We start from the raw sequence: 24,568 nt of genomic DNA, 5'->3' as shown, positions 1-24,568 counted from the left end.
TCATTGTCATTTGAAGAGTCTTTCTAGAATCGCTAACTCTTTTGCGCGGATTTGGTTATTGCCGCAGATGATCCGATCAACGATTTTATGGTCTTTAGTGACTAAGTATTTTAATGCGAAGTTTAATTGAATAAGGCTTTGATTAACGATTTCAATGTAGTCATCGTACTTTCTCTCTTTATCAAGATGACCATTTTCCCTCATATAATCCAACCGGTCCAGCATGCACTTTTTATGACTCCACAACAAATGGAAGTCCCGTATATCCAACGTATTACGCTCGCTATATCTAATAATTTTATTATTCCAAAAAGAGTAGACATCAGAGGCGTCATGGATGCAATTCAAACGGTAATTCATGTAGCTGCTCATGGACTTCATTACAAACTCCAGGTCAAAATTGTAATCAATCTCAGTTACGCTTATTTTGTTAATTCCAAGATAAGAATCAGGCTTAAAATGGGCATAGGCCCTTGAGATTTCCAGAAAAGTACACTCTGTTGTCTGGTAGGCTCCCCGTCTGAAATTATCGGCAATATAGATGAGCTCTTGAGAACGATTATAGCCAAAGATCAGTGTTTCATGAAAAAAAGGGCTCTTTGTCCTTTTAGCGTTCGGTATTTGCGATTGATCCAGTGTAAGATCCAAATAGCAGCCAGCATCAATACAATCGATTACGAAATGAACAAAGCTGTCCCACTCCAGTTGAATTTGCTCTCTTGTTAATTTCTCAATGCTGAGCCACGGACATGAACCAAACAATGTTGGATGTTCGGCAAAAAAAATGGTGTCATCCTCAATTTTCAAATCAACAAAGTTGTTATAAAACCAGTTCATTGAGTCCTTGCAGCTCCCAATCATTGAAAAAATATTAGCGTAGGGCGGATAAGTCGTAATATAAGGTGTCGATATAGACAATTTTTTGCTCATATCCCACTCTCCCTTACAGTAATCACATATTTTTCTCAAAATAAAAAGCGAATCTCCCGGAATATTACATTATCTCTCCTATTAAAAAATATAGTATACAAGGTTTCACTTGGAAGCATTTTTTATCACTTGCTATGCCCACTAACCCCTGATTGAAGCTCAGCCAATTTTAAATTACGAATAATTTCACCTAATAAAGGAGAAAAAAAGCAACTTATCCGCAGACAAGTCGCCTTCTGATCACTCTATTGTAACGGACTCCATTAATCCTCCCGTTGAGCTTCTGACCCATCCAGTCGTATCCCCGTACTGCAACACTGGATCATCTGATCACCTTAGCTCACCTCATCTCAGGTTTCGTTTCCGCTTACACTTTTACGGTCCTCCGATAACCATAGCTTTGAAATCATCAAAGTCGATGGAGGCATTGGCGTAGCCGTCGACGCCGAACCGCTGTCCGGTGAGCTTGTCGCCGCCTGTGTGGCGGAATTTGTAATCAATAGCCACCGGAACATCGTCTATGTAGACGGTATACGTCTTGGCATCCCAGTTGGCCACGATTTTAACTTTGTACCATATATTGTTTGCGACGTTTAGAACTGCCTTCTTGGTACCGCCATCCTGTACGATTATTTTTCCCGTATCAAAAGCCGTCACCATCGAATAATTGCCTGTACCGCTGTCATTTCGAATCATGGCGCCATTGGCGTACTGGAAGCTGCTGTTTAATCTGGCGCGATATTCGATGACGATGCGCTGATCTGCCTCGGCCTTTACCTCGCCCGCATAGGGTAAGAGCAGGTTTGCTTTGCCCGAAGCAGCAGTTGTGGTCAGCCGCAGGAATTTATTCCCGTCTTCTTCTTGTACGGTGGCGGAAGCGCCATTGGTCAGATCTTCGGTGATAATGCCGTAAGGATATTTGCCCGCCGTATCGCCGGAGAAATCCCGGTAAGCGTTGTAGAGCACGCCATCCTGTATGTTGTTAAGCGAACCTAACAGAGCTGCTTCCGCCCCAGCAAGTTTATCCAGCTCCCCGTCAAACTGTTCTTTACTCAGTTCTGCATTTCCGGCCATTTTCTCCGCCTTATCCACCTCGGCCACGAAGGCATCATACTTGGATTGATTATAGTTGCCTAGTCCGTCTCCCAAAGGATATGAAAAATTGGCCAGCTTGTTGCGGAGCTGATTCACAATGTCGTCAAGACCCCAGCCCGGAATCACTTCTACGGCAATAGCGGAAGAAATATTACGGCCACCCAGTTTCAGGGTGACAGGTACCTGAACAGTGCCAAGAGAGCTGAAGTCAAGTCCCGCCAGCTCCCAGCTGACGATTTTTGCCTTCTTCGACTTACTATTGTAGACAACATCAACAACGCTGGGCAGCTTAGGGGTAACTCCAGAAGGAGTCTTCACCGTTGAAACAACCTTAACCGCATCCGAAGCAGCAATTACCATCAAGTGGAATGCCGCTTTCTTGCCGCTATATTCGGCTGTAATCAGCGTTGTGCCCGGTTTGACCGCATATACCGATCGGGTGACCGAATCAGAATCAACCCGGGCCACCCCGGGATTGCTGCTGGTATACTGAGCATCAGCTGTCACATTCTGCACTTCATAGTTGTTATAGCGTGCTGTCACCTGCAGGGGCTGGCTAGTCTGCCCGCTGGTCAGGATGCCGGCCAATCCGCTTATGACAACGGACTGCACAGATTCAGGCTCAGCAATAACGGTAACGTTGGCCGAGGTCATTTTACCGTTATAGGTTGCGGTGATTGTGGTACTGCCCGCCCCGACAGCCTTAACCTGAGTCCCTCCGTCAATAACGGCAACCTTCGGGTTGGAAGAACTGAAGAATGCTCCTGTGTCAACAGCGGTATAAGTAGTGCCTGTTACCGTATACAGGGGCAAATTACGGGTTTCACCCAACCCCAGCGTGTATCCCGGTGATTCGAATAAAATTTCCGATGTATCCAGCTTGAATATATCCATGCTGTCGATCTCGGCAAGGTTGTTCCCCTTCCAGAAGCGGAGGATATTGTCGCCTTCCTTCAGATAGACTTTCGCCGTGGAGGCCCCCCAACGATTCAGACCGGAATAGACGATGTTCAAGTTTGCGCCGGAGCTTCCGTTGACCGAGAGGATATGGGAGGCTTCCGCCGCATTGGGTGAGCCGTTGGCATTGCGCACGGACATTATATAGAATCCTGCCTCTGGCACGTTTACTGTAAACTGGGCATAATCATTGGCATTATTGATGTTGGCGATCTTCATCCCGCCTGAAGCGCTGCTTTCCCGCCGGACAGCCGGAAAAGTTACACCGTTCGGATCTTTCACCAGCAGCGCTTCTTCCGCTTCATAACGCTGTCGCACCGGCTCGCCGGATGGCTTGGCAACCGGTTTATTCGGATCGGCGGGCTCTCCCAGGTTCGGCGTATTGTCTTCGTTCCAGGTGAATTTCTGCGTGTGAACTTTGCGGGTCCAGCCTGATCCCGGCCAGCGGGCAGCGTGGTAGATGATCCAGTCCTCCGCGCCGTCAGGAGACGCAACAATGCTGTGGTGACCCGGCCCGTAAACGCCATTAGCGCTGGAGAAGATCGGCCGGTCCTGTTTTACCCAGGAGCCGGGATTCATCAAATCATCGCCAATCTGGGCTGTAATCAGCCCGAGGCAGTAACTGTCTGTCCAGCTTCCGTTAGCGGAATAGACCAGGTTGATGGTATCGCCCTTTATAGTGACTTGGGGGCCTTCATTGATCCTGCCCGGAGATGTTTCCCAATCATGGTCAGGCGTCGAGATCAATACCCGTTCCGAGCTGATGGTCCGTGGATCGCTCATCTTTGCAATATATAGATTCTGGAAGCTTCCGTCCGTTTCTTCCCAGCCGGACCATATGAAATAATGCTGCCCGTTTACAGTCAGCACAGTACCATCGATCGCCCAACGGTCGGTGGAATCGCTAATCTTCCCTTTAAATGCCCAGGTTCCTGTCATCGGATTTTCATTGGCGTTCTCCAGCACGTACATGCGGTGGTTGGCGTTGGCTCCGTTATCAGCCGCGAAGTAAATATACCATTTGAATTTGCCATCGGTATCCTGGACATAGTGCATTTCAGGCGCCCAGACATTGGAGCTGTACATCGTACCGTTAACCGGTGTCCAGGCTAGGCTTCTCTCGCCCGCATCAATGCCGGAGATGGTCTTCGCTCTGCGGATCATGATGCCGCTGGCATTGACAAAGACGTTGTAGTAATAGCCGTCCGTGTGCTTGTAAACCCAAGGATCGGCTCCTACCTGCATGATCACATTGTAGAAATCCGCCACATTCTTTCCCTCCCATAGTGGTGCCGAATCGGGCGTATCCGGCATCGGCTCTGCCGCTACAGCCGGTCCGCTCCATTGCGGCAGCGGCAGCATCAGCAGCACCGCGAGACAAATCAGCAGATACCTGAATCTTTTCTTGACCATTTTCAGTCCTCCCTGGAATCATGTCATTATGTTTTCCTGCGACGCCTATGGCCTCTCTTAAATGATGTCTACGGGTCGCATAAAACCGCTTTCATTTTTTCGTCTCCCTGTTCTACTGATTTTTCCAGCCATTGTCCTCATTCTACCTCCGGAAGAAAATTCAAAAAATGTACTATCTTAAAATGTTTTTGTAATCGTTTTAGAAAAAAAGGACACAATCCCCAATGAAAGGAAGTGTCCTGAACTTTCCGGCAGTGCCATCTATTCCCCTATCTCGGCTGCCCGGCAACAATTTGTTTAATATGTTCTAACGGAACTTTGGGGGCCCGGTCATAGGTCAGCAGGCCGTTGATCTCCTGTTCCACATCGGTCAGCTGAGTATAACAGATGCCTTGGACATGAGGCGATTGCAGCAGCGGTTCGATCACGTCGGCCAGCTTAGCCAGGAAATCCTCATCGTTGTCTGCACCGGAGTAGCCCCAGCCCTCCCAATCGCTTTTTTTATAGGCTATACCCCCGAACTCCGTCACCAGAACCGGCTGGCCCGCATATGCGGTTCCCCCAACAAACAGCTCCCTGCGGTGCGGCTTTCCAACTAGCGTCCGCTCCAAGGTGCTGTAGCGCTCCGTTAAGTCCTCGCGCCTCCACTCATAGTCATGGATGGTAACCAGATCCGTGGTCGTCTGCTCCCAACCGTCATTGGAGATAACCAGCCTGCTGTCATCCAGGGATTTGGTCAGAAAATACATCGCCATGGCGTGCCGCTGCTGCCTCTTATCGATTAAGATGTTCGGCACCCCCCAGCTTTCGTTAAGGGGAACCCACACCACCAGAGACGGATGGTTGTAATCCCGCTCCACGGCCTCCTGCCATTCCGCCGTTACCTTGCGCACATATTCCTCCGAATACGCATAAGCATTAGCCATCTCGCCCCATACCAGATAACCCAGCCGGTCCGCCCAGTAGAGGTAACGGGGATCCTCTATCTTCTGGTGCTTGCGCGCGCCGTTGAAGCCCATTTGTTTGGCCAGCTCAATGCCCCGTTTCAAATCCTCGTCGCTGGGCTCCGTCAGAATCCCCTCCGGAAAATACCCCTGATCCAGCACCAGCCGCATAAAATAAATCCGGTTGTTCAGCATCAGCTTGCCGGCTTCCACCGCGATTTTGCGCATACCGAAGTAGCTTTCTGCCTTATCCGCTTGGGTACCGTCCACGAAGAGTGTAACGGTGACTTCATACAGATTGGATGCTCCGGAGACCACCAGCGGCCCAGGCCATGATCATTAAAAACATGGAGACCGATGGTACGGGTTTCCTCCGCATGGTCAATAGACATGGTTGTAACCGCCCGGTATTCATCCTTGAAGCGGATTTCGATGTGGGCTTCCGCCTTGCAGCCTGCAGGAGCCTTATTCAAAAACGTGCGGATTTGGATTTCATTGCGGTCAATATCCGGCTTGAATTTCAGCTTCCTGATATAGTACTCCGACACAGGCTCCAGCCAGACTGTCTGCCAGATTCCGGTTGTCCTGGTGTAGAAGATCGAAGCCGAGTCCTCCTTCCAATACTGCTTCCCCCGTGGCAGGGTAACATCTCGGCTGAAGTCTTCCGCGCGCACTACCAAAAAGCTTCAGCAGCTCACGGGCTTTCTTGATTCTGAGCTCCGACACATATTCAGAGAAGGTTTTGCCCAGATTTTTTTGAATAATTGACAGCAATACACCTGATTGATGAAGAATTGGGCGGATAAATCCTTCAAATACAATTTCTGCTCAAAGTGCTGGTTGATATAGGCTATCATCCTGTTGAAGCAGGACAGGATGTCTCCTTCCTGCAAAGAGCGGCTGTTCTCCTGCCTGATAGAGGCCAGGACCTCATGCAGAAAGCTGCACAGAGACTCAAAGTGTTCAAAACGCTCCTTGATCTCGGAATAATTCAGGAATTCCAGTTCCATATCCTTCAATTCCCCGGGATAAGCGTTTATGAGGATTCCGGCTGCCTGATTCTACAAGTAGACAACTTCAGACATCCCCAGATGATGATCTCTGAAGTATTCCTGCAGCCCTATAATGAACACATCCATGTCATCAAATTGATTTCCCTGGATGATACGGTAGATCTCATCGATGCATGGCTTCACCAGATGAAGCTTCGGCTCGTAGTGAACTACGCCCCCGGCTCCCTCCAGAAATACCTGGGAAGCGGACATGTCCGCTTCTTTAATCAGCTTGCTCATATGCTTAAGCTGGCTGGAGATGCTGCTGATGCCCACAGCATTTATGCCAGTATTCTCCAAATCCCATTCATCCAAATATCCCTCTAAGCAAGCCCTATGCTCCGACATCAGAACAACCAGCATTTTTCTGGTTCCGGCTTCAACCTCCACAGCATGAATGGGCTTTCCCTTGAAAGACAGCAGGGTATTGAAATCCTTGTTCTCGCCCTCGAAATCGACCGCAAGCACCCGATAATAACATACAGCCGCGCAATCGGAATACGGCAATAAGCGTTTTATCTCGTCCTGATCTGCCGAGGTCAGCGCATCCAGATGGATTTGATTGCGTGCTTCGCTTCTCCGGGAGAAGTGCATGGCCAACTTCATAATGAACTGATCAGCCATATCAATATCCAAAGGCTTCAGGAAATAATCCAGCGCGCCGTAGCGCAGCGCTTCCTGAGCATATTCAAATTCCGCATATCCGCTTACGATGACAAACTCAGTGTCCAGCCCATGTGTCTTAGCCCTCTTCATCAGATCCAGCCCGGAAATGTCCGGCATTCGGATATCCGTAAATACCAGATCTGGTTTATCCGCTTTTATGGCATCCCAGGCATTGTAAGCGCTTTTAAATTGGCCTGCGATTTCAAACCCATACTTATCCCAATCAAAGGCGTTGCAGATTCCTTTAATTGCCCACGCTTCATCATCTACAATCATGACCTTATACACGGGTATCCTCCTGAATATATGGAATCTCCGAATAATAGCAAAACTATCATGGAATAGCAATGAAATACGGATCAACCAAGGTGAAGAATAATCAATGGTTTATCCTTGATCCTCATTTCAATTTTGCCCCATTCAGGCAATTCATTTAAATACTATTTTATTCCACTTCTATCTGTTTCAAGGATAAATTCTCCATCAGCTTTATGAGTCCCCTTAACTGATGTTTATGTATCCATAGTACTAACCTTTACCTAGTGTATCCAAAAGAATCCGGAACAACATATAACATAAAGAGTTATATATTATGCCTTAAGATTACCATTTATATTACATATTATAATAATTATAGTATTTTCTCTTTGTTAAAACTCTGAAAATAGTTCAATTTCATATTATTCATTGACTGAATTAATATACAATGTTATATTACCTAACATTATTAATAAAATACATAGGAAAAGGAGATTGCCAAATGAATAAACGTCTGCGTAAGACCAAAAGGCAAGTTATGGCTACTTCCATTGCGCTATCAGTTATGGCTTCGGCAGTGATTCCGTTTCAAACCGCTGATGCTTTAACCCGGGTGACTTCACAAAGTGGTACCGTATGGGAGATTCACGATGCTTTTGCTCCCAGCTTAGACACAGGAAGTTTACGTACCGTTGGTACTACACAAGTGCAAGGCTTCGGTAATATCTTTGTTAAAGTGTCATCGCCTTCAGCTTCCCTGATGAATGGACAGATGATGCGCGGGTTCGACCTGAAATACGATGGCGTTAATAGATTCACTTCAACTCAATCTGTAAATCTGGGAAATGTCACAGTCACCCGTGATGTGTATGTAGATACTATTAATAATAGAACGAGATTCTTTGATACTTTTACTAATAAGAATGATATGGCTGTTAAGATTGATGTGTCTTTCGGGGGCTCTTTAGGATATGGAACAGCGGCAAATGCTTCAGTAGTCAAGGCAACCTACTCCAATGATCTGGAGGTGACGACAGACGATTCATGGATTGTTGTCGATAGCAGTGCCAAAAACAATAAACCCCTAGGTATTGCAGTTGGAGCTCCATATCCGTTTCATAATGGATTAACTGATCTGGGGAATCAGCAGCAGAATCCATTCACGACACCCCTGGCTAAGTCCGGAAATGAGGCGAATTTCTATGGCTTCATTAATACCTTAAATATTGAGCCGGGTCAGTCCAAATCCCTGGTACATTTTGTACAAGTTGGAGAAGCTGGCGAAGCAGGGCTGAACAATCTGGTTACCACGCTTAATGGACTTAATCAGCAGCTAGATGTATCTGGATTAACCCATGCACAAATCCGGTCCATCAGTAACTGGGATATCTCTGCTATAGAGGGGCTGGATACCGGAGATAACCTGGTTATTCCAGATGCCCCAGCAGCCAAAACATTCGTCACTTCATCCCCCTATGATGTTGTGAATAAATCAATTGCAGAGATGCAGCAGGATATGATCAATGGAAAAACGACTTCTGTACAAATTACTCAAGCGTATTTGGATAGAATCAAGGCGTACGATGAGGGGCAACTCGGATTCCATGCCTTCCTGCACGTATCCGAAACTGCGCTAGCCCAAGCCAAAGCTGCTGACGATGCCCGTGCACAAGGCGTCAAAGGTGATCTCCTGGGAATTCCGATTGCGATCAAAGATATTTATGACACCAAGGATATGCCCACTACAGGCGGCAGTAAAGCGCTTGAAGGCTGGCGGCCTGAATCCGATGCGTTCCAGGTGAATAAGCTGCGGGAAGCTGGCGCTGTCATTATTGGTAAAGTAAATACTTCTGAGTTTGCAAATAGCGGAAGCTTTAGTGAAAGCGGCTGGATGCAAACATGGAATGCTCTGTATCCCTCCAAAACCTCTTTTGGCTCAAGCGGCGGATCGGCGGTATCTGTTGCAGCCGATTTTGCAGCAGCAGCCATGGGATCACAAACAGGGGTATCTCTCTATGCACCTACGACAGGCGCTAGTTTAAAAAGCTTCCGTGGTACAGACGGTATGGCCAGTACTACAGGTGTACTGCCGCTCACTTGGGGACAGGATTATGCAGGTCCCATTGCCAAAACAGTAGCTGACCTGGCCATTATGTTGAATGCTACAACGGGTACAGACCCACAGGATATTTTTACAGTGACTGCTGATGCGGATCATAAGCGTCCGGTGAACTGGAAGCAAGCTCTGGATGCCAATGCATTGATAGGAAAAAAAATCGGATATATCCCCTCATCCTTTGTATCTAGCTATGCTGATGATGATACTGGACAAGCGGTAAGGGATAAGTTCTCAGAGCTTCAGGCAGCGGGTGCAACAATGGTTGAAATGTCAGCAATACCTTCAGCTCCTAGCCGTCCTTCAGGCATTAATGGATCTACTGAAGGCTGGGCGCGCTATATCGAGCTTCATAAGGACTTCCCTTACCTGGATGGAGCAAGTGTGCTGGCTTCAGATAAGGTGCTTATCTATAATCAAAGAGGATATACTCAGCCTGAACGGATGACTGAACAGGCGGTACAGGATTACATCAAGTATAGAAGCGACTATAAGGAAGTGATTAAAGGGTGGATGGACGAGAATGGCGTGGATGCTGTCGTTTATGCAGGTTTCATTAGTGACGTATACAACAATGACGCAGCAGCTTCTCAATTAAGCTCTGACCGCAACACAGGCGTATTAACGTCTAATGTCGGTCTCCCTACAGTAGTGGTTCCTGTAGGAACGAACGACAGCGGATATTCGATCTCTATGCAGCTTGTGGGCAGAGCATGGGACGATGCAAAAGTTTTAGGTATGGGCTATGCTCTTGAGCAACAAAGTCAAGCCAGACTGCTTACAGCCTTTGCTCCAGCACTTCAATATGTTCCAAGCCCTACTAATCCTGATCCAACAGATAATGGAACGACTAATCCAAATCCAGGTACCGGAGGAGGTCCAGTGACGCCTCCCGCAACAACGCCTACACCAACACCAGCTCCTACAGCAACACCAGCACCAATAGCAACACCAACGCCTAAGCCGGAAGTGGCCAGTTTTGCCGATACACTGAATCATTGGGCAAAGGCAAGCATTGACCTGCTGATTGCCAAGGGATTACTAACGGGTTATGCCGACGGAACCTTCCGTCCGGATTCAGGTTTGACCCGTGCCGAAGCGATTAAGGTCATTGCAACGTACCTGGGACTTGAAGGACAAGCTAGTAACTTTACTGATGTATCTTCAATGCATTGGGCGAATAAGTATATTGGTGCAGCTGCCGGATCAGGCTTGATGAACGGATATAGCGATGGAACCTTCCGTCCGAACGATAAGATTAGCCGTAGTGAATTAGCAACACTAATCACCAGAGCCTTCAAGCTGACGGGTACCGGAAACACCTCATTCAAGGATGTACAAAGAAATGCATGGTATTATGATTCCATTGATGCACTCGCCTCCAATAAAATTATTACCGGATACGCAGACAGTACATTTAAGCCTGGACAAGATATTACCAGAGCAGAGTTCGCCACAGTGGTATCCAGATTATTGGAAAACTTGAACTAATGAAGCTCCATTCAAAGATTACAGAAAGGGCCATCCCGAAAAGGATGGCCTTTAACTGTGAAATCGCCATACCCAATCCGTCCAATCAAGAGACCTGCGAAAGTTTGCATCAACCAGATTAAGGAATTATGATTTATATCAGGTCTGTTTGCTTCTGGGAGGTAGTCAAATGTCAAAAACGATATTAGTTGTAGACGATGATGAAGAAATCGTAAAACTTATCACCAAGAGTTTAAGGTACGAGCAATTTACAGTAATCTCGGCATGTTCCGGGAAAGAAGCCTTATCTGCTGTGGATGATAACCACATTGATTTCGTCGTTCTGGATATAGTGATGCCTGATATGAATGGGCTTGATGTCTGCAGAAGTATCCGGACATCTTATAATGTTCCCATCCTGTTTCTTAGTGCGCGTGATCAGGACATTGATAAAATCGTCGGTCTCGAAATCGGAGCAGACGATTATATGACCAAACCTTTCAGTATTCAGGAGCTGGCCTCCAGGATCAAGGCCCATTTCCGAAAATTGGACAGGCTGTATAAAGAGTGGGACGAGCTTAGTCCGGGTAACGAAAAGGCGGATGCTCCGCTCATTCTGAACGATAAAACGTTTGAAGCCTTCCTGTACAACCGGAAACTAGACTTATCCGCGAAAGAATTTCAAATTCTGTCTATGCTTATGCGTCACCCCAATCAGGTATTGAGCCGTGAGCAGATCTATGAGAACATCTGGGGAGACGAATACGGAGAGATCAATACCGTAACGGTCCATATCAAAAATATCCGCAAGAAGCTGGGTCCTGAACATAACTTTATTAAAACCATCTGGGGCATAGGCTATAAATATACGGAAAGAGAGCAATAGGATGAAACTGAAAATAAAACTCCCTCTCTTATTCCTGCTGATGCTTCTAGTTCTTATGTTTTCCATTGGAATGTACTTGAAGTTTGTCTTTGCAGTATATTCCCCTATACGCACCACCTTGCTGGACTCACGATATATAGCATTGCTGTTGCCCATATTCGCCATTGCTGGTTGCATATTTTTTATTCTGATCATCTATATTCATTTTCGCATAGAGAAGCCCATTCGGCGTCTGAATACCCGGCTGGGGGAAGTGAATGTGGTCCATCCCCTGCCTCCGCTGGCTTTGAAGCGTAATGACGAGATCGGAGAGCTTTATAAGCACTTCAATAAGATGGAGCATAGGCTTCAACTCGCCCACAGAGAACAGACCGATATGATTGCAGCCATCGCCCACGATTTGAAAACACCCCTTACCTCTATTAACGGTTTCACTGAACTGCTGGCTACACACAAGGACTTACCCGAAACTGAAAAGCAGGAATATTATGAATTGATTCAACGGAAATCAGCATATATGGTTGAACTCATCAATGATTTCTCCAGCTTCACCAAAGAAAAACTGGAGCTCGAATCCATGGTGCCCAAACCTGTAAAGGCAACAGAATTATTCGAAGAAATTGCTTTTGAATATGAGTACGAGCTGGCTGGACTTGACATCGAACTGACCTGCCGCCATTCATTCACGGACAGTATACAGCTAATGGTCAATGAACCGATGATCCGCCGGGTGTTCGGTAACCTCTTTAGCAATGCTGTAAGATATGGAGGGAAGAATAAGCTGAAGGTGTATATGACCGGATACCTGCGGGAGCATTATGCCTATTTCCAGATTGAGGATAATGGAATTGGCGTGCCGGATAAGGAACTTTCTTCCCTGTTCCTTAAATTTTTCACGGTGGATCAATCGCGGCAGATCCAAAAGGGCGGACTGGGACTGGGGCTGGCAAGCTGTAAATCTATTATTGAACATCACGGGGGAGAAATTGTTGCCTACCCTTCCGAATATGGCGGTTTGGGAATTAGATTCAGCCTTCCCCTGGCGGTACACCGCTGATTATATACTTGCACTTCTTCTTCAACAACAAAGCTCCAGGCTGCAGCCGGGTGTGAACCCAGGTTACAGCCTTTTTTTGTTTTTTAGCAGTTTATAGTTTTTTATATTCTCTTTATACATATTTATTTTTCTTTTAAAGAAGCTTCATCTTTGGATGTGAAAATAAGTTGTAGCAGAAAACTACAATTACTGTAACTTAACAAGGAGGAAGTCGGAATGTCAATTGAGTTCAGCCGCTGGCCTAATAACTACATGATGTCATACCAGGTTACCAAAGCTTTGGGTATGGCAAGCCTTGGTGCTACAGACGTCACTGAAATCTATGAGGCCTGCAAAAAAATCGACCCCGATGACAAGGCTACGTGGCACAGGGAATGGCTCATCACCGCTCAGGCACTGGAAAGACACGGCAAGGAGGCAGAAACGGCCGGAAACTGGTATACCGCACGGAACTGCTACATTCGTGCCTGCAATTACTACAGAATCGCAGAGTATGCAGTGATGGATGATGACAATGAGAAAATTCGTATCTTTAATAAGGTGAATGAACTTTTCGAGGCTGCCGGAACATACTTCGAGGTCCGTCCGGAGAAGATTGAGGTCGATTACGAGGATGTCAAGCTGGATGGATACTTCTTCTCCCCTTCCTGGATAGAAGGTCCAAAGCCGACCGTATTTGCACTTAACGGTGGTGACGAGTGGTCCATTGAAAACTATTTCTGGCTGGGTCCTGCCTTCATTTCGTGTGGATATAACTTTTTGGTCTATGACCAGCCCGGCACCGGCCTCTCGATGTACGAAAAGGGGAAGGGGAGACGGGCGGACAGCGAGGCCTTTCATTCCCGGGCCATCGACTTCCTTCTAACCCGGCCGGAAGTCGATCCGGATAAGATTATCGTGCACGGGGAGAGCTTTGCGGCTTACGATTCCCTGCGGTTTGCTTCGTTCGATCACCGGATTGCTGCCGTCATCTCCGACGGCGGTACGCATGCCTTCGACTGGAAAGCCATGCTTTCATGGATGCCGCCAAGTCTGGCCGCACACGGCATGAGAATTCTCGGGGCAGAAAGCCTGGAGGATTTTGCGGGGAATCCGCGTTTTGCCTATGATCTTGAGGGTGTACTTCACCAGATCGAATGTCCGCTGCTTGTCATGCATGGAGCGGAAGAGATATTGGTTCAGCCCAATCCGCTGACACAAGCCTTGAAGAATTACGAGCAGGCCGGTTCGCCTAACAAGACATTCTATGCGATAGAGGATAGACGGCTTGGCGGATTAGAACACTGTCAGGTAGATAACATCAACGTGCTGCATGAGGTAGCACTGAATTGGCTCTGCTCCATTGGGCTTGGGCCAGCCGCGCCCCGCCAATCTTAGATTGTCATAACATCATCAAGCAGTAGATTTATTGAAACATTTTCGATGGAGCTTGTTCAGGAATGTTGTCCTTAGATTCCTGTATAAGCTCTCTCTTTATGGAGGAGTTAAAGGTTATGCAAATTTTATCAAAGAAAAAAATCGGCAGCACGCCTGCTATACAAATTGACGGAGTGCATAAAAGGTTTGGCGACTATACCGTATTAAATCATCTTTCGCTGGAGGTGAACCGAGGAGAGATCTTTGGATTCCTGGGACTGAATGGCGCCGGGAAGACAACGACCATCAAGATGCTTCTGGCGATGCTGAGGCCAACCTCCGGTAAGCTCTATATGTTAGGTGAAAAGGTCGATGCCGGAAATTATAAATTATGGAGCAAGGTCGGATATTTGGAGGAGGCTACTTTTTATCCAGATCTGACTGTAACGGAGAATCTTGACATCGCAAGACGCATGCAGGGGGTGCCGGACAAAGATGCCGTACATCAGGTGATCTATAAGCTGGGACTGGAGCCGCACAAAAAGAAAAAAGCAAAACATCTCTCATTAGGAAACAAACAGCGCCTGGGACTTGCGAAAGCGATGATTCACAATCCGGAAATTCTAATATTGGATGAGCCGATCAATGGCCTTGATCCCGCAGGCGTGGCGGAGATACGGAATATGTTATATAATCTGGCGAAAAATTTCGGCGTAACTGTTTTTATATCCAGCCATCTGTTAGAGGAGCTCTCGAAGGTGTCCACACGCATTGGGATTATTCACAGCGGCCAGCTTGTTCAAGAAGTCGCAATGGACAAGCTGGAGCAATCCTTACAGAAAAGCTTAGTGGTGAATGGCCGGAATAAGCCTGCCTTAAAGAAGGTGCTTGAAGAGCATGGCTATGCATTTGAGGATACCTTGGACGGCTATATCAAACTAACCGATGAGCACGCGGCAGATCATCCTGAACGGCTGGCCGAACTGCTCGTTCAATGCAATCAGCCGCCAACATCGCTCCGGATGATTACGGAGGATTTGGAAGGCTATTTTCTCCGCACCATCGGGATCACCAGGGGGATTAAATAATGAATATTTTATCTGTTTTACATTGTGAGCTTCGCAAGATTATCCGCTCCAATGTGTTTTGGATAGTGTTTCTTGTTTTAGGCTTCGGGCCCATCATGATGGGCGTCGGAAATGTTTTATCCAGTAACGCCGGCGGTATCCACTGGGAACAGTATTTAACCGGATTGCTTGATACGCTTGCCCCGCTGGGACTTATCGGGTACACCTTTATCGCGGCATGGGTATTCGGACGGGAGTTCTCGGATAGAACCATTAAAGATTTGCTGGCAAAGCCCGTGTCCAGAGCGAAAATTGTATTGTCCAAATTCCTTGTCATTTTAGCATGGTGCCTGTTACTTTCCATCTATATGTTTGCCGTAGGTTTTGCCGTAGGAGCAATCCTGGGCGTTGAAGGCGGGTCCGCTGCTTTCATTTGGAGTTTGTTCTTTAAGTTCCTTATCACCTCGCTATTGTACATTTTTGTGACCGCACCAAGCATTCTTTTGGCTAATGTGACCAAGGGCTACCTGGCACCCCTGGGGCTCATCCTGATCATCGTCATTCTTTCCAATGTGTTGGCCTCTTTTGGATTTGCCCCCTATTTCCCATGGACCATCCCGTCGGTATTTCAAAGCACCGGTTCTCTACAGCTGAGCAGTATAGTCATTCTTGCGTATACGGGGATAATCGGAATAGCCGGAACCTTTGCCTGGTGGAGATATGCCGAGCATCCATAAACAGGGAAAGCAGCACCTGCTGAAGAGCAGGTGTTTTTTTCTTAGCTTAACAGAGGTAGAAGCAATCACTTTTCATCACTCCTAGTACCTTTCATCACCGCCTGTTCGCAGAAGGCAGAGGGGTCAGCCCATACTTTTTCTTGAACAAGGTGGAGAAGTAACTGATGCTGTATATCCCTACCGATTCACTGATTTTGGCCGCAGTCTCATGGGTAGAAGCAAGCAAATCTTTTGCTTTTTCCAGCCGGGGATCCCCTCATCATACAGCCGGAACACATTGTTCATATGGTCTGTTAATGTGATATAGATGTACTCGCTGAGTCCTGACTCGAGTTTGTTCTTAGCGTATTCGATCATATCATGGCATAAAGATACATTCTCAGGTGGCACATCTACCGGTGCATTGTTATTGAAGATCTTTCTGATAATCACCCTTCTATGAAAAATAAAAAAGGCAAGTTCCAAAATGCGCATGACTGCACACTTTGGGTCTCGCCTTTCCAGTAACAATCCCAAAAACATAGTAACATGCAGTGAGCGAAGGTGCAGAAATATCTCATTCTCGATACAGCGGGCGGCAAAAGTCGCAAGCTTCGTCCCCTTGTTGGGGCGGTAGCTCTAAAAAGAGTCTGTCAAAAGACAGACTCAATACTCTCACCGCTTCACCTTATAAAACTCATGATACAGCTTCATGAGCGCCCTCTTCTCGATCCGCGACACGTAGCTCCGCGAAATCCCCAGCTCCTTCGCAATCTCCCGCTGCGTCCGCTCTTCCCCGCCGGTATCCAGGCCGAAGCGCCCGACCACCACTTCCTTCTCCCGGTCATCCAGGATGTCGAGATTGCGGTAAATCTTGCTCTTCTCAATCTTCAGATCCACTTCTTTAACAATATCATCTGCGTCCGAGCCAAGAATATCGATCAGTGTGATCTCGTTGCCTTCCTTGTCCGTCCCGATTGGATCATGCAGGGATACGTCCTTTTTGGTCTTTTTAAGCGATCTCAAATGCATGAGGATTTCATTCTCGATACAACGGGCAGCAAAAGTGGCGAGCTTCGTCCCCTTGTTCGGGCGGTAGCTCTCGATGGCTTTGATCAGGCCGATGGTGCCGATGGAGATCAGATCTTCCATGTCTTCGCCGGTGTTGTCGAATTTTTTGACTATGTGGGCTACTAAGCGCAGATTGTGTTCGATCAGTAAATTCCGTGCTTTGGCGTCTCCCTCCGCCATCCTCCCTAAGTATTTGCTTTCATCCTGTTCAGAGAGCGGCTGGGGAAAAGCATTGTTCCTTACGTAGGATACCAGCAGTGTCAGTTCTTTGATCAGCAGCGCTATCGTGCTTATTATTCCTGGCAACTTGGCGACACCTCCCGCACATGTACAATGAAACCGATCTGTAGTTCGAACTACGGGTTCATGGTCCTTTTATTGTATGTGGGTAAACGCCTAGAAGTGCATGTACAGAGGACTTATTTCTTTATCATCTATCCGCTTGGGCATTCTCCTGCTTCCCTCAATCTATCAAGGTAGGCGGTCATTTTATAAGACATATATAATTTAAGAACGTTATCAATATTGTCTAAATCAACATGGATCAATTCACTGATCTGCTGAAGACGGTACCGCAGGGTGTTGCGGTGGATGAACAGCTCGACTGCGGTTTTTTGCAGCTGCCGGTTGTTCTTCAGATAGATAAAAAGGGTATGGTACAGGTCAGCATGGTGCTTCCCGTCATAATCCCGCAAAGTGAGCAGCGCCGGATGGCATACATCCCGGTAATCATTCTGTGTATAGGCAGACAACATGTCATACAGCTGCACATCGGAGTATAAGACCACCGGGTCGGCTGGCAGGGCGATCAGGCCGATCTCCAGCGCTTTGACCGCCTGCAGATAATATTTGCGGCAATCCGCAATATCGCTGAATTCACTGCTGATTCCCAGGCGAATCTGATTCGAGGTCAGGAATTCGTGCATATCGGGACCAAATTCCATTCTTGCTGCCCTAAGCTCCCTTTCCCTGACACTGACAATATGCTCATTATAAAAGATCTGACGTTCCGCAGAAAAAAGCGAACTGATCCGGTCCCGTAAATACCCGTTATATTTGCCGCAAGCATTATACCGCGTTATGTCCAACACCAGCACCGACAGCCTGCCGTTCAGCCTGATATTACCGCTCCGGAGTCTCTCTTGGACAAGTTCTTTGCCGCTCAAGTGATTCTCCAGCAGATCGTAGATCAACTCTTCATACACGGCATGCGTGGAATTCCGGTAAAAGCTGTTCTTCTGCAGCTCCGCCGCTACCATCTCACCGGCAAAAGCGGCTAGATTATGGTCCCTCCGATGGATAGGCCGTTCAGTGCCCAGCAAAATAAGATTGCCGACAGGCTTGTCCCCGATTTTAATCTTGGCCACCACCTTCGCGGCAGCACTGCCACTGCAGAATACTTCATACGGCTCCTCAGACTTTACACCGTTTTGCACGCTTTTCATCTTTTTGACGGTGGCTATAAAATCATAAGAGCAGTAGCCCTTCTGCAGATTATCTCTCCAGACCGGATCGGTTACCTCACTGTCCGAACAGGCCAGCACTTTATAGCTTAAATCAATGACGATTACCGGATTCCCCAATATATCCGCCGCCACCGATACGATATGCTCCATCCCTTTTCCGGCCGCAAAAGCTTTGAGCAGCTTGGCCTTTGCCTGCTCCGTTTCCGCTTGTTCCAGAAAGAGCTCCCTGGTCTGATTGTAGATTTCGAAGACATCTTCTCCCGCTGTAAACTCAATGATATTCGGGCAGGTCTCCACATCCTCCTGTACTGGAAGCTCTGCATCATTGATCAGCACCAGGCTGGCATTCTCCATATTAGCGGCATTCCCCGGCAGCATGGATCTCTTGCCCACATAGATAAATTCAGGCGCAAAGGACGTTAGACTCTTCGTAATCAGTACAGCATCACTGTAAACCTCATTCTCTAATCTCCTGTTCCGATGAACATGCACCGCTTGCTTGCCAAAATGCCTGCTCAATTGCTCAAAGCTAATACTCATCACTCTCACCCTTTATTAATTATAGTGCGAGCTGCACAACGATTCCAATTATTTTTATATTTTCCATATATATGATCATTAAAAGGTCTATGTTACATTGAAGCTGACGATGAAGAAGGAGGTTAATCATGAATAATCTGTTTGATTTAAGCGGCAGAGTGGCCGTTGTAACCGGCGCTGCTGGCGGGATTGGCGCAGAATTGGCTAAGGCGTTCGCCGCACAGGGCGCGGATGTGGCCCTTCTGGATCTAAGACCGGACAAGCTGGCAGAACCGGCCAGGGAAATAGAAGCCGCAGGCCGCCAGACCCTGTCACTGGGATGCGATGTGATCCGGGAGGATGAGATTGAGGCTGCGGTCCAAGCGATTGTACAGCATTGGGGCAAAATCGATATTCTGGTGAACAATGCCGGGGTCGCCTCCGCCGGTTCGGTGGAGGAGCTGGAAGAACATGAATGGGACCGGGTGATCGACACCAACCTAAAAAGCATATTTCTTATGTCCAAGCATGTCATTAAGCCCATGAAGGACAGAAAATATGGCCGGATTATCAATATGGCCTCCATCTGCGGCATGATCGGCAGCAAGTCATTTCCGCTTCATGCCTATAATGCCTCCAAAGGCGCGGTTTTGAGTATGACCCGGGGCATGGGGGCTTCCCTGGCTCCGTATGGCATAACGGTTAATGCCATTGGTCCCAGCCTGTTCCGTACGGAAATGACGGAACGCGCCCTGTATCAGGACAGTTTTCTCCAGCTGTACAATGCGCAGTGCCCCCTCGGCCGGCCCGGCAATCCGGAGGAATTGAACGGTGCAGCCATCTATTTTGCCTCAGACGCTTCCAGCTACACGACTGGCCAGACACTGTACGTGGACGGGGGCTGGACTTCGGTTTGATCGGAGACGAGCATCCGCCAGTTAAGATACAAAAAAACCACTCTCCGCAATTAAGGGAGAGTGGGCTCTGTATATAATACATTCATTCGCCTTACTGAAAATGCAATGTTACATTAAAAGGTCAAAATTCCCGAGGTATGCAGCAGCACCAGGAACACCAGAACCGGGGCGACATACCGGAGCATGAACAGCCAGACGCGGAACCAGCGCGCCTGCAGCCCGGCTGCTTCCGCTGCCCCCTTCCAGAAATATCCGGCAAAGATGGTAATCAGCAGGCCGCCCAGCGGCAGCATAATGTTGGAGGTGATGAAATCCATCCAGTCAAACAGGGCTTTTCCGCCGAATGTAAGCTCCGGGAACATTCCGAGCGACATCGCTGAAGGAATGCCGAGCAGGAAACAGATGAGAGACAAGATCCAGACGGCACGCTGGCGGCTCCAGTTCCAGCGCTCCATAGCGAAGGATACAGGTACTTCAAGCAGGGATACGGCCGAGGTCAAAGCAGCAATCGCCAGCAGAATGAAGAACAGGCCGCCGAAGAACGAACCGAAAGGCATGGCCGAGAAAGCTGCCGGCAGCGCGATAAAAATCAGTGAAGGCCCTTGATCGGGGGCAATGCCAAACGAGAATGTCGTCGGAAAAATAATCAGACCGGCGATAAACGCGTATACCAAATCTCCGGCGCCAATCGCTAGTGCAGCGCTGCCCAGCGACTGTCTTTTGTCCACATAAGAACCGTAAGTCAGCAGAATCCCCATCCCGAGCGACAGTGAGAAGAAGGCATGTCCCAAGGCGACCAGTGCGGATTCGGCCGTCAGCACCGAGAAGTCAGGTTTGAGGAAAAAGGATACCCCTTCGCCTGCACCCGGCAGTGTTACCGCGCGGATCATCAACACAATAAGGAGAACAACCAGGCCGGGAATCAATACTTTATTAAATTTCTCAATCCCGCCAGAAACCCCAAGGATGACTACCCCTGCCGTAATCAGCATAGCTGCGCCCTGCCAGACAATCGGCATATACCCTGAGACAAAGGAGCCAAATTGACCCGCGTAATCACTTGTGCTGAACAGCTGTCCATTGAAGGCGATCACCGCGTAGTTCAGCGTCCAGCCTGCAACAATTATATAAAAGGAAAGGATCAGAAACGGAGCCACCACTTGCAGAATTCCGGCTGCCTTCCAGCCTTTCCCGCCTCCGGCCCGTATGAACGACGTCGCCGCGCTTCCGCGTCCGCTGCGTCCGATGGCCAGTTCAGCCAGCAATACCGGCAAGCCGATCAGCACCAGACAGACGATGAAGAGCAGGAAAAAAGCCGCTCCCCCATTTTCTCCTGTAATATAAGGGAACTTCCACATATTCCCCAGACCCACTGAGCTGCCAATGGCCGCAAAAATAAAGCCGCTGGAAGAAAAACGCTCCTTTTTCTCCGAAAGCAGGCTTTTTTCACCTTTAAACTGATTCATTCTAACGCCCCGTTTTCTTTTTTAGACCTCATTATAGCTTAAGTAACACTGAGAGTCATATGAAAAATTTATTAACTCTCACCAGGGTGCTAAAAGATTGCCTTCGGCGCTGTCTCAGTTTCGTTCGGATCTTTAGTTATATCGAACCCGGAAATCAACGGGAAATGCTCCTATTCCCAGTAGAACGGGCCGGCTTCTTTAAGCCGGGCCAGTGCCTCGACATAAAAAAAATCGCCGTAGATAAGGGGAACGCCAACGTTGCGGTTCTCCGGATAGTTGCTTGTTCCGTGAAGCAGCAGCCCTTCCTCGTCCGGCTGGTTCCAGGTTCCGTAATTCCGGTAGAGGGACTCCATGATCTTCAGCGCACCGCTACGGTACACATGTGACTCCGAATGGTCTACCAGGCGGGCCAGCAGCAGCAGGCCGCTCGCTGCGCAGGAGCCGGCAGAGGTATCGCGGATTTCACCGGTTTCCCCTGACGCCCGGAAGTCCCAATGGGGAACATGATCCTCCGGAAGCCGGGTCAAAAAGAAATGCGCAACCCGCTGGGCAGCATGCAGATACTCCTGTTTGCCCGAATGGCTGTACGCCAGCGTCAGGCCGTAAACAGCCCAGGCTGTGCCGCGCGACCAGGCAGATTCAGGACCGTAGCCCTGCCCCCCGAGCTTCTCCTTCACCTCACCCGTCTCCGGATTGAAGTTGACGATATGGTATACCGAACCGTCCGCCCGGATGAAATGCTCCAGCACGGTATCCATATGCGCCTCGGCGATATGACGGTAGCGCGGATCGCCGGTCTCTGCGGAAGCCCAGAACAACAGGCTGGTATTCATGCAGCAGTCAATAATTGCAACACCACTGTTGTTCTCCCCTTCCCGCCAAGGATTCCAGGCCCGGATATAGCGGCCTTTCAGGTTGAAGCGGGCAGACAAGTAATTAGCCGCTTTTAATGCCCGGATACGGGACATTCCGTTTCCGGTCAGCTTGAAGTTCGCCACACTGGTGAGAATCCACATAAAGCCAAGATCATGATCCAGCTTGACGTAGCCGTCCAGCACCTCGTCAAGCCTTTTCTCACAGCGCTCGGCAATCGCTCTCAGGCTCTCGTCACCGCATTCACCGTAGAACTGCCACAGCATCCCCGGCCAAAATCCGGCGGTCCACCAATCCGGGGCTTCCAGCACATATTTGCCGCTCTGACCCGCATGAGGGAATTCAGCGCCGATTCTTTGGCTGTTTATAACTGTTTTCTCCAGTGCCTTACTCCAGGCTTCTTCTACCCAAGCCGTATTTTCCACTTGTTTCATAATTCAGCCACCGCCATTCCTCTATGATAGGAACTGAAATGTGAATACAAATCTGCCCTCAGAGCCGGGCCGCAGCACATGAAAATCCAGCGTATGCCAGACCGTCTCCCGGCCGTAATGATCACGGTACTCACGCAGCGTAAATTCGGGTTCCACCAGCTTATCATCATAATGTACTTCTACTCTGCCGCCATCACTTCCCGGCAGCAGAACGATGCCGGGCCGGAGGAGTTCCGGCTGCCGCCAGGTTACGAACCGCTCGGTCCAGCTCTCCGGCGCCCCCTCATACAGGTACTCGTCACACAGCTCCAAACGGGGGAGTTCCTCCTTGTGCCATACCAGAGTACGGACCAGTGACTTCAGGCCTTCCGTTTCATAAGCCTTAGACAACTCCAGCTTTAGCTCGTCCCTGTCCGTCCCAGCGGCGGCATACAGCACTGCAGCGGCATACTCCGGCCCAGCACTCTGGTACCGGCCGCTGATAATCGGCACCGAATGACCCTGGGAACCGTTGCAGTCATACTGGTAACGGCCTTTGCCGAAATAATCCGCCGTGTACTCTCCGCTTCCAAGGTCCGCGGCGTAGATTTCCCCGCCGCCGGCCAGAATGAAATGGCCCAGATCATTATGATTATGCGGTTCATCGTTATGCCCGCCCTTGGCGGCGAAGCCAAAGACCTTCCCGGGAGAACCGTGCCGGGCAACGATCCAGGCAACATCAGGAAGATAAAAGCTGGCGGCAGCCCACTCCTGCGCAACCCTGGCCTGCCTTGTCCAGATTAGATTGCGCAGTACCGGAGCCCAGCGGCTGCAATGATCCTCTGTATAAGGGGCACGAAGCTGCGCCGGAGGAAATTCGACACCGGAATATTTATCCGCCAGATAATGGGACAGGCCCATATGTACGCGGACCCGGGGCGTCGAATCAGAGAAATTCGCTACAAGGCTGCCGCCGATGAAGCATTTCTGCTGGAACGCGGCGATGCTGCGGACCTTGTCACATTGGAACCAGTCCAGCTTCCCTCCGCTTCTGGCCCGCAGAAGATCGCTGTAATACGTGAAATATCCGAATCCGTAATTCCAGTAGCCAAGCCCCTCCGCACACGCTCCATCCTCCCCGAAGCCCTCCAGATAGAAGTGCATGCTGCGTTCCGTCTTGTGCAGAATCCGGCTCAGCTGAGCCGGGTCATCCAGGGCCAGCATAGCCGCTGCCCCGATCGATCCTGCACAGACAGCAGACCAGTTATGTGTGACGGTCTCCCAGTGATAAGGGCCGTCTTCCAGAAAAGGCCGGAATATTCTGCGTTCCACTTCAGCCGAGATCCGGGAACGCAGCAGCGGCGGCAGCCGCCCGCCCAGAAGTAACGATATTTCGCTTAAGGTAAAACCGGTCTCAGCCGAAAACAGATCAATAAACCGTCCGATCTCCGTGACCGCAAAATCCGGAGGCAAATGGGCAGGAAGACACCAGGTGTACTCCCCGCAGATAGACCACAGGATATCCTCCAGCCCCCTCAGATATCCCGGATTCTCCGGCTCCAGCAGAACAAGCAGAGCATACGTATTCAGCCTTCTTCTCCGTTCGAAGTAGACCCGTTCATACTCCAGCCTGGAGCCTGTACGCGCAAAGGCCGTGAACAGGGAATACGCCAGCTCCGGGATGTCCAGAGCTTCCAGCCGCAGACCCTCCGCCCGGATTTCAGAGATACTCTCCTTCCATTCGCCGGACTCTGCTGCCCGCTTCCAGAAAGTATCCTGATCCCCCTGCGGATAATAGTGGCTCGCCTGCAGCGGACCAGCCTCCCGGAGGATATCAAGCAATTCCTGTTGATTCATATC

At 49.0% G+C, this 24,568-nt stretch carries 16 protein-coding genes and 2 pseudogenes; 7 read left to right on the top strand and 11 right to left on the bottom strand.

Features of this window, described 5'->3' with window-relative positions; translation table 11 throughout:
* Positions 1-6 precede the first annotated feature (6 nt).
* The 4 genes and pseudogenes from PGRAT_RS07595 to PGRAT_RS31500 form a co-directional block, all read right to left on the bottom strand.
* Complete coding sequence (locus tag PGRAT_RS07595; RefSeq protein WP_025703013.1) at positions 7-930, bottom strand: hypothetical protein; 924 nt, start codon at positions 928-930, stop codon at positions 7-9.
* Positions 931-1,305: 375 nt separating this feature from the next.
* Positions 1,306-4,395: a family 43 glycosylhydrolase gene (locus PGRAT_RS31505; protein ID WP_081954738.1), complete on the bottom strand. Its 3,090-nt coding sequence runs from the start codon at positions 4,393-4,395 to the stop codon at positions 1,306-1,308.
* A 269-nt stretch (positions 4,396-4,664) separates the two neighbouring features.
* Positions 4,665-6,019 (bottom strand): annotated as a pseudogene (locus PGRAT_RS31130) (glycoside hydrolase family 2 protein); the annotation flags it as partial.
* A gap of 381 nt (positions 6,020-6,400) precedes the next feature.
* The gene (locus PGRAT_RS31500; RefSeq protein ID WP_238326745.1) at positions 6,401-7,345 is read right to left on the bottom strand and encodes a response regulator; all 945 of its coding nucleotides are present in this window, start codon (positions 7,343-7,345) and stop codon (positions 6,401-6,403) included.
* 472 nt (positions 7,346-7,817) lie between these two features.
* Here PGRAT_RS31500 and PGRAT_RS07570 point away from each other — a divergent pair, with 472 nt between their 5' ends.
* The 6 genes from PGRAT_RS07570 (at position 7,818) to PGRAT_RS07545 (ending at position 16,004) form a co-directional block, all read left to right on the top strand.
* Entirely contained in the window at positions 7,818-10,922 is a 3,105-nt protein-coding gene (locus tag PGRAT_RS07570; protein WP_025703839.1) for an amidase family protein, read from the top strand.
* Between the two features lie 169 nt (positions 10,923-11,091).
* Positions 11,092-11,787, top strand: a complete 696-nt coding sequence (locus PGRAT_RS07565; RefSeq protein ID WP_025703838.1) for a response regulator transcription factor — start codon at positions 11,092-11,094, stop codon at positions 11,785-11,787.
* A gap of 1 nt (position 11,788) precedes the next feature.
* Positions 11,789-12,844 carry a sensor histidine kinase gene (locus tag PGRAT_RS07560; RefSeq protein ID WP_025703837.1) on the top strand — a complete coding sequence of 352 codons (1,056 nt, stop codon included), beginning with the start codon at positions 11,789-11,791 and terminating at the stop codon, positions 12,842-12,844.
* A 216-nt stretch (positions 12,845-13,060) separates the two neighbouring features.
* The gene (locus tag PGRAT_RS07555) at positions 13,061-14,221 is read left to right on the top strand and encodes an alpha/beta hydrolase (RefSeq protein ID WP_025703836.1); all 1,161 of its coding nucleotides are present in this window, start codon (positions 13,061-13,063) and stop codon (positions 14,219-14,221) included.
* Positions 14,222-14,337: 116 nt separating this feature from the next.
* Complete coding sequence (locus tag PGRAT_RS07550; RefSeq protein ID WP_025703835.1) at positions 14,338-15,288, top strand: ABC transporter ATP-binding protein; 951 nt, start codon at positions 14,338-14,340, stop codon at positions 15,286-15,288.
* Complete coding sequence (locus tag PGRAT_RS07545; protein WP_025703834.1) at positions 15,288-16,004, top strand: ABC transporter permease; 717 nt, start codon at positions 15,288-15,290, stop codon at positions 16,002-16,004. Before PGRAT_RS07550 ends, PGRAT_RS07545 begins: the two co-directional genes overlap by 1 nt.
* Positions 16,005-16,098: 94 nt before the next feature.
* Here the strand turns inward: PGRAT_RS07545 and PGRAT_RS32220 are convergent, their stop codons facing one another.
* The 4 genes and pseudogenes from PGRAT_RS32220 to PGRAT_RS07530 form a co-directional block, all read right to left on the bottom strand.
* Positions 16,099-16,248, bottom strand: coding sequence for a helix-turn-helix domain-containing protein (locus PGRAT_RS32220; protein ID WP_081758589.1), 150 nt, complete (start codon positions 16,246-16,248; stop codon positions 16,099-16,101).
* 8 nt (positions 16,249-16,256) lie between these two features.
* Positions 16,257-16,397, bottom strand: a pseudogene (locus tag PGRAT_RS34265) (transcription antiterminator LicT); the annotation flags it as partial.
* 261 nt (positions 16,398-16,658) lie between these two features.
* Positions 16,659-17,360: an RNA polymerase sporulation sigma factor SigK gene (gene sigK, locus PGRAT_RS07535; RefSeq protein WP_025703832.1), complete on the bottom strand. Its 702-nt coding sequence runs from the start codon at positions 17,358-17,360 to the stop codon at positions 16,659-16,661.
* A 128-nt stretch (positions 17,361-17,488) separates the two neighbouring features.
* On the bottom strand, positions 17,489-19,060 hold the full coding sequence (locus PGRAT_RS07530) for a PucR family transcriptional regulator (RefSeq protein WP_025703831.1): 1,572 nt from the start codon (positions 19,058-19,060) through the stop codon (positions 17,489-17,491).
* Between the two features lie 128 nt (positions 19,061-19,188).
* On the opposite strand from PGRAT_RS07530, the gene PGRAT_RS07525 reads away from it, so the two are divergent.
* Entirely contained in the window at positions 19,189-19,956 is a 768-nt protein-coding gene (locus PGRAT_RS07525; RefSeq protein ID WP_025703830.1) for an SDR family NAD(P)-dependent oxidoreductase, read from the top strand.
* Between the two features lie 113 nt (positions 19,957-20,069).
* On the opposite strand, the gene PGRAT_RS07520 is transcribed toward PGRAT_RS07525, so the two are convergent.
* The 3 genes from PGRAT_RS07520 to PGRAT_RS07510 all read right to left on the bottom strand — a co-directional run bounded on the left by PGRAT_RS07520 (position 20,070) and on the right by PGRAT_RS07510 (position 24,565).
* Positions 20,070-21,422 carry a sodium-dependent transporter gene (locus PGRAT_RS07520; RefSeq protein ID WP_025703829.1) on the bottom strand — a complete coding sequence of 451 codons (1,353 nt, stop codon included), beginning with the start codon at positions 21,420-21,422 and terminating at the stop codon, positions 20,070-20,072.
* A gap of 170 nt (positions 21,423-21,592) precedes the next feature.
* Positions 21,593-22,729, bottom strand: coding sequence for a glycoside hydrolase family protein (locus PGRAT_RS07515; protein ID WP_025703828.1), 1,137 nt, complete (start codon positions 22,727-22,729; stop codon positions 21,593-21,595).
* A gap of 21 nt (positions 22,730-22,750) precedes the next feature.
* On the bottom strand, positions 22,751-24,565 hold the full coding sequence (locus PGRAT_RS07510; RefSeq protein ID WP_025703827.1) for a heparinase II/III family protein: 1,815 nt from the start codon (positions 24,563-24,565) through the stop codon (positions 22,751-22,753).
* Positions 24,566-24,568 lie beyond the last annotated feature (3 nt).

This window comes from Paenibacillus graminis, assembly GCF_000758705.1.
Classification (GTDB): Bacteria; Bacillota; Bacilli; order Paenibacillales; family Paenibacillaceae; genus Paenibacillus_AQ; species Paenibacillus_AQ graminis.
This window is presented reverse-complemented; position numbering and strand designations above follow the sequence as displayed.